We start from the raw sequence: 5,687 nt of genomic DNA on the forward strand, positions 1-5,687 counted from the left end.
CCCGCCCAGCCCGCCTAGTGGCAGCCGCAGGCGGCGAGGCGGGCGACGACGCGGTCCATGGCGGTGCGGGCGGTGTCGGCGGGGGCGGTGGTACGGGTCATCAGGGCGAAGGAGAGCAGGCGGCCGTCGGCGTCCACGACGGTGCCCGCCAGGGTGTTGACGCCGCTCAGGCTGCCGGTCTTGGCGCGGACCAGGCCGGCCGCGTCGGCGGCGCCCGAGGCGGAGCCGAAGCGCTTGCCGAGGGTGCCGGTGAAGCCGGCGATCGGCAGGCCGGTCAGCACCGGGCGCAGCGTCGGGTGGTCCGCGGAGGCGGCGAGCGCGAGCAGCTTGACCAGGACGACCGGCGGGATCGCGTTGCCGGTGTGCAGGCCGCTGCCGTCGTTGAGCACCACGCCGGCCGTCGGCACGCCGAGCCGGGCGAGTTCCTGGGTGACGGCGGTGGCGGCGCCCTCGAAGCTGGCCGGCTGGTGGGCGGCGAGCGCGGCCTGCCGGGCGAGCGCCTCGGCGAGGGTGTTGTCGGAGGTGGTCAGCATCCGCTCGACCAGCCGGGACACGGTGGGCGAGTCGACCCGCCCGAGCACCGGCGCGTCGGCGGCGGCCGGGGCGGTGGCCTGCTTCGCCTTGCCCTGGACGGTGATGCCCTGCGCCTTGAGCAGGTTGGCGAAGGCCTCGGCGGCCGCCCCGGCCGGGTCGGTGACGCGGGCGGGCGCGTCCTCGCGGCTCTTCGGGTCGACCTTGCCCTCGTCCACCATCAGCGGCGTCACCGCGGCGATGTTCTCGTTGTCGTGGTTCTTGTGCAGCGGGCTGCCGGAGTAGAGGGAGACGTCGTAGTCGAGCGCGACGGCGGTGGTGCCCGCGGCCTTCAGCGCGGCGGCGGTCTGCCGGGCCAGGGCGTCCAGCGAGGCGGGCGCGGTGTCCGGGTCGGCGGGGACGCCGCCGATCTGCACCTGGTCGGCGGGGAGCCCGGTGAGGGTCGGATCGCCACCACCCACGAGGGTGATCCCGCCGGTGGCCGCGTTCTTGACGACCCGGGTCGTCAGCCGGGTGTCGCCGGGGATCAGCGACAGCGCCGCGACCGAGGTGGCCAGCTTGGTGGTGGACGCCGGGGTGGCGGCGGTGTTCTCGCCGCTGCCGTAGAGGAGTTGGCCGTCGGCGGCGTCCGCGACGGCCAGGCCGACGGTGCCGAGGTTCTTGTCGGCGAGCACGGCGGCGAGCGCCTGCTGAAGGCCCTGGGAGGTGGGCAGGCCGGTGTCCGGCCCGGCCCCGGCGGCGGTCAGCACCGTCCCGGCGGGGGCCGGGCGGGCGGCGCCGGTGGGCTTGGCGGCGGGCGCGGCGGGGCCGGCGCCGGTGGTGGGGGTGCCCGCCGTGCCGGCGGCCGGGGTGGTGGCGGTGCCGGTGGCGCTCGCGGACGCGTGGGGCGACTCGCCGCCCCGGTGCCCCGGCCGGTTGCCGTTGCGGTCGCCGTCGTCCCCCTTGCCGCCCCGGTCCCCCTTGCCGCCCCTGCCGTCGTCCCGGTCGCCGTCGCCCTCGTCCTCGCCACCCGGGGCCTTCCCGGTGGCCCGGCCGGAAGGCGAGAGCGATCCGGACCCGGACGGCGCGAACGATCCGGACGGCGCGACCGATCCGGACGGCAAGCCGGTTCCGGACGGCGGCGGGGACGGCTGCGCGTACGCACCGCCCGCACCGAGCACCGTCCCGGCGACCAGCACCGCCGCCCCGAACAGCCCCGCGGCCGTCCCCCCGCGTCGGTCCCCCGACCCAGCCCCTGCACGCACCGAACCGGCCCCTTTCCTCAGCACTCACTCCCGTAGGAGACACTTGGATTCTGTCAGTCCCTACCTTGGAGGAACCGTTGGAGTTCGACGTCCTTATCGAAATCCCGAAGGGCTCTCGTAACAAGTACGAGGTCGACCACGAGACCGGCCGTCTGCGGCTCGACCGGATGCTCTTCACCTCGACCCGCTACCCGGCCGACTACGGCTACGTCGAGGGCACCCTGGCGGACGACGGTGACCCGCTGGACGCCCTGGTCATCCTGGACGAGCCGACCTTCCCCGGTTGCCTGATCAAGTGCCGCGTCATCGGCATGTTCAAGATGACGGACGAGGCCGGCGGCGACGACAAGCTGCTCTGCGTCCCGGCGACGGACCCGCGCTGGGAGCACCTGCAGGACATCCACCACGTGTCGGAGTTCGACCGCCTGGAGATCCAGCACTTCTTCGAGGTCTACAAGGACCTGGAGCCCGGCAAGTCGGTCGAGGGTGCCAACTGGGTCGGCCGCACCGAGGCCGAGGCCGAGGTCACCGCGTCGATCAAGCGCCTGGCGGAGCAGGGCGGTCACTGAGCCGTCGTGCCCATCTCGTCCGTCCGGCGGTCCGTCCGCCCGGACGTTCCGAGGTAGGTCGAGGCAGTGGGAGGCCGGGGTCCGCGGAATTTTCCGCGGGCCCCGGCCTTCGCCGTTCCCGGGGGCGCGCACGGTTCTTCCCGACACTCTGTCGGCATGACGGAAACTTAGGTTAGGCTAACCGAAGCAATCGGGGGTGTACTCGATCTCTGGAGGCCCGCATGCCCATACCCGAGCAGCCCGTCGTCCCGTTCTCGACCGTGCTGCGCACCGCCAGCAGCGCCGAGCACGAGGCGGCCGAGCAGTCGTCCTTCATGAGCCGTCTGCTCGGCGGGCACCTCGGTGTCGAGGCCTACGCCGACCTCACCGCCCAGCTCTGGTACGTCTACCGCGCACTGGAGGAGCGGGCGCAGGAGCTCGCGGGGCACCCGGTGGCCGGTCCCTTCATCGACCCCGCGCTGCTGCGCACCGAGGCCATCGAGCGCGACCTGGCCCACCTGCGCGGTCCGCGGTGGCGCGAGGGGCTCGCCCCGCTGCCCGCCACCGCCGCGTACGCCGCCCGGCTGGAGGAGCTCGCGGCCGACTGGCCGGCGGGCTACGTCGCGCACCACTACACCCGCTACCTGGGCGACCTGTCGGGTGGCCAGATCATCCGCGGCCTCGCCGAGAAGACCTGGGGATTCGAGCGCAAGGGCGACGGCGTGCGGTTCTACGTCTTCGAGCAGGTGGAGAACCCGGCCGCGTTCAAGCGGGACTACCGGGCCAGGCTGGACGCGGCCGGCGTGGCCATGGACGAGGTCGAGCGCCGCCGGGTGGTCGAGGAGTGCAAGCGCGCCTTCCAGCTGAACGGCGCCGTCTTCCGCGACCTGGACACCCGGTACCCGCTGAGCGCCTGAACGGCTGAGCACGGAGCAGGAAGTCGGTGTGGTCGACTTCCTGCTCTTCGGCATTGCTCCCATGGCCCCGGTCGGAGCAGGAAGTCGGTGTGGTCGACTTCCTGCTCCGAGGTGCGTCATCGGGGTATGCGGCGGTGGTTGTAGGGGTTGGTTTCGGGGCTGAAGTGGCGGGCCTGGCGGGCGATCCAGGTGTATTCGGGGGTGCCGTCGGGGGAGGTGCGCAGTTCCCAGCGCCCGTGGCGGGTGATGGGCGGCGGGGGCGGGCCGACCTTGAGGGCGGTGATGACACCGGTGATGACGGTGGCGAGGGCGAGGGCGAGGAGGGTGGCGAAGGCGGCGCCGATGAGGAAGTCGGTCACGTCCGGCTCGCTCGGCGGAGGAGTTCGAGGAGGTTGAGGAAGGTGGCGAGGGTGGTGTCGCCGAGGTGGACGGTGGCACCGTTGACGTGGGCGGAGCCCCACCGGATGCCGAAGGGCTCGCCGCGCTCGTGGAGTTCACGGAGGAGGGAGGCGATCTCGGGCTCGGTGTAGGTGCGGAGGTAGGGGTCGTGCGGGGTGAGGGGGAGGTTCACGCGGCGGCGTCCAGCTCGAACCAGGTGACTTTGCCGGTCTTGGTGGGGTGGGCGCCGAACCGGTGGGTGAGGGCGCGGACGAGGTGGAGGCCGCGTCCGGAGGTCGCGTAGGGGTCGGTGGGCGTGCGGGGTTCGGGCGGCAGGTCGGGGCAGTCGTCGCAGACGGCGACGCGCAGGGTGGCGGGCCGCAGGAAGACGAGGACGGACGGCGCCGGGGAGCCGGCGTGCTGCCAGGCGTTGATGTACAGCTCGTGGAAGGCGAGTTCGGCGTCCGCGATGACGTCCGGCGGCCAGCCGGCGGAGCGGAGGTTGGCGCGCAGTTCGGCGCGGAAGGTGGAGCAGTCGGGCGGGTTGAGGGCACGCATGGGAGACCTCCATGGGGAGAGGCAGGGAGGGAGGGGAGGAGAGAAGGTCGACGGATGCGTCGCCGTGAACGAGGCCAGCCCGGACCTGGCTGCTCTGCGGTGCGAAATGGGCAGCATGCGCCTACTGCCCTGGAAATTGGCATTACTGACGATCCGCCATGTGATCGACGCAACACTGACGTTAGGTCATTAGGTTCCACGCGTGCAACACGATCCGGGAAGATGAGCCGGCAGGGGCGAGAGGCCTCACCCGCGCGAGTGGCATCCCGAGCCCTTACAGCGGGAGACTGCTCCGACACGGAAGGACACCCCTTGGCACTCAGGACCCACATCAGTGAGAGGCAGCGGCGCTTCGGTGCCGAGCTGAGGCGCCTCCGCGAGGGCGCAGGGCTGGCAGTCAAAGACGCCGGCGCACTCGTCGGCATGGGAGGCCCGCAACTCAGCCACATCGAGGCCGGCCGCACGGGGCTGGATCCGGATCGGTTGACCGTTCTGCTGGACGCCTATGGCCACACGGATGAGACCTATGCCGCAGCTCTACACCGGATGGGACTCAGCAACGGAAAGGGCTGGTGGAGTGCCTTCAAGGGGTTCGTTCACACCTCGGCCCTCGATCTGGCCGAGTCCGAGTCGACCGCTGTTTCTCTCTCCAGCTACGAAACTCTGCTGATCCCCGGGCTGCTTCAGGTCCCGCGCTACAGCGAGGTCATCCTCAGCGGCGATGAGAAGAAGATGGAATTCCGCCGCAGCCGCCAGCAGGCCATAAGCAGCGACGGGTCCCTCCCACTTCACGCTGTGATCCACGAAGCGGCCCTGCATTCCCGGTTCGGCGGCCCCAGGGTCATGAGGGAACAGCTCGACTATCTGGTCGAGGTGACCGAACTCCCCCACGTCACCATCCAGATCCTGCCCTTCCGCTGTACCGAGTACGTCTCCACGGACACGTCTTTCATGATTGTGCACGGTCCGCACTCCGACCTGGACACCGTGCTGATGGAGCACCCCGGCGGCTCCACCTACCATGGCGATCCAGAGTCGCTCGTCGCCTATCACTCAAAGTTCGAACGCCTCAAGTCCCTTGCGCTTCCGGAACTGGAAGCATCTCGCGCTCTACGATCCCGAGCCGACCACGACTCCTGGGGACTGATTCAGCACATCCGCTACGCCCTCTAAGGAAAGCGCACATGTCACAGCTCGATTGGCAGAAGTCCAGCTTCAGTGGCGACCAAGCCAACTGCGTCGAGATCCGCACAGGGGCCGCCGGCCTGGTCGAACTCCGGGAATCCGACGACGGCGACCTCATCCTCCGCATCGCCCCCTCGTCCTTCGCCGACTTCCTCCAGGCCATCAAAACCGGTGAACTCGACCAGCACGCGTAGCCTCCGCCTTCCGGTTGCGCAGGAAGTCGGGCCCGCCGACTTCCTGCGCCACCACCCAGGCGCCCGCTGGGGTCGGGGGGGGGGGCCCCGCTGGCGTGTGGGCCCCTGGCGGGGGGTGGGTTGGGGGTCCCC

8 protein-coding genes are annotated in these 5,687 nt (G+C 71.2%); 4 read left to right on the top strand and 4 right to left on the bottom strand.

Annotation, left to right across the window (positions count from 1 at the left end; genetic code table 11):
• Window positions 1-14 precede the first annotated feature (14 nt).
• Window positions 15-1,634, bottom strand: coding sequence for a D-alanyl-D-alanine carboxypeptidase/D-alanyl-D-alanine-endopeptidase (dacB, locus tag ACFVVL_RS10205; protein ID WP_387673087.1), 1,620 nt, complete (start codon window positions 1,632-1,634; stop codon window positions 15-17).
• Between the two features lie 218 nt (window positions 1,635-1,852).
• Here dacB and ACFVVL_RS10210 point away from each other — a divergent pair, with 218 nt between their 5' ends.
• Both ACFVVL_RS10210 and ACFVVL_RS10215 read left to right on the top strand, forming a co-directional pair.
• On the top strand, window positions 1,853-2,344 hold the full coding sequence (locus ACFVVL_RS10210) for an inorganic diphosphatase (protein WP_344344657.1): 492 nt from the start codon (window positions 1,853-1,855) through the stop codon (window positions 2,342-2,344).
• A 221-nt stretch (window positions 2,345-2,565) separates the two neighbouring features.
• Entirely contained in the window at window positions 2,566-3,240 is a 675-nt protein-coding gene (locus tag ACFVVL_RS10215) for a heme oxygenase (biliverdin-producing) (RefSeq protein ID WP_380295680.1), read from the top strand.
• A gap of 116 nt (window positions 3,241-3,356) precedes the next feature.
• On the opposite strand, the gene ACFVVL_RS10220 is transcribed toward ACFVVL_RS10215, so the two are convergent.
• Genes ACFVVL_RS10220 through ACFVVL_RS10230 form a run of 3 tightly spaced genes read right to left on the bottom strand, consistent with a single transcriptional unit; the run spans window position 3,357 to window position 4,176 of the window.
• Window positions 3,357-3,599: a hypothetical protein gene (locus ACFVVL_RS10220; RefSeq protein WP_387673090.1), complete on the bottom strand. Its 243-nt coding sequence runs from the start codon at window positions 3,597-3,599 to the stop codon at window positions 3,357-3,359.
• Window positions 3,596-3,811, bottom strand: a complete 216-nt coding sequence (locus tag ACFVVL_RS10225) for a hypothetical protein (protein WP_387673093.1) — start codon at window positions 3,809-3,811, stop codon at window positions 3,596-3,598. Before ACFVVL_RS10225 ends, ACFVVL_RS10220 begins: the two co-directional genes overlap by 4 nt.
• Window positions 3,808-4,176 (bottom strand): ATP-binding protein, encoded by a 369-nt coding sequence (locus tag ACFVVL_RS10230; protein ID WP_387673096.1) that lies wholly within the window; start codon window positions 4,174-4,176, stop codon window positions 3,808-3,810. The genes ACFVVL_RS10225 and ACFVVL_RS10230 overlap by 4 nt, the downstream gene beginning before the upstream one ends.
• 312 nt (window positions 4,177-4,488) lie before the next feature.
• On the opposite strand from ACFVVL_RS10230, the gene ACFVVL_RS10235 reads away from it, so the two are divergent.
• Window positions 4,489-5,349, top strand: coding sequence for a helix-turn-helix domain-containing protein (locus ACFVVL_RS10235; RefSeq protein ID WP_387673099.1), 861 nt, complete (start codon window positions 4,489-4,491; stop codon window positions 5,347-5,349).
• Window positions 5,350-5,360: 11 nt separating this feature from the next.
• The gene (locus tag ACFVVL_RS10240; RefSeq protein WP_387673102.1) at window positions 5,361-5,555 is read left to right on the top strand and encodes a DUF397 domain-containing protein; all 195 of its coding nucleotides are present in this window, start codon (window positions 5,361-5,363) and stop codon (window positions 5,553-5,555) included.
• The last annotated feature ends 132 nt before the right edge of the window (window positions 5,556-5,687 follow it).

The organism is Kitasatospora sp. NPDC058115, from assembly GCF_042884635.1.
Taxonomy (GTDB): Bacteria; Actinomycetota; Actinomycetes; order Streptomycetales; family Streptomycetaceae; genus Kitasatospora.